This window comes from Vibrio sp. 10N.222.49.C9 (genome assembly GCF_041474985.1).
Classification (GTDB): Bacteria; Pseudomonadota; Gammaproteobacteria; order Enterobacterales; family Vibrionaceae; genus Vibrio; species Vibrio crassostreae_C.
Genome location: NZ_JBFRVD010000416.1, coordinates 1 through 354 on the forward strand (window position 1 = coordinate 1; position 354 = coordinate 354).

Consider the following 354-nt stretch of genomic DNA (forward strand, 5'->3'; position numbering starts at 1 on the left):
GCTACGTTCGGCGTGTTTCCCTAGAGGTTGTCTTAGTGAATGGTGCTAGCTTCAGGGGTTTGCTCGTTAGTAATGCTACTATCGGTGATAAATACAGTGTTGGGATGCAGTTCGGTTTTGGTTGCTTCAGGTAAAGATCCAGAGCTGCAGAGACCAAAGCCTATCGCTTGGATGAGGCCGCGTTGTATGTATTGAATGCCAGAATCAAGAGTGTTCTTGTGGTAAGCGAACTGTGCCAGTTGTAGTTCTGCCTTGATGTTATCTTCGATCCGTTGTTTTCTCATGATGTCTTTGAGTTTCGTTTCACTATCGATGAGGTTTTCAATGCTTGTGTTGATTTGCAATTCTATAAAG

At 43.8% G+C, this 354-nt stretch carries 1 protein-coding gene; it reads right to left on the reverse strand.

The window, feature by feature from the left end; all coding sequences use genetic code 11:
• Nucleotides 1-32: 32 nt before the first annotated feature.
• A partial coding sequence (locus AB4585_RS23765; RefSeq protein WP_372171225.1) for a hypothetical protein occupies nucleotides 33-354 on the reverse strand: 322 nt, incomplete at its 5' end.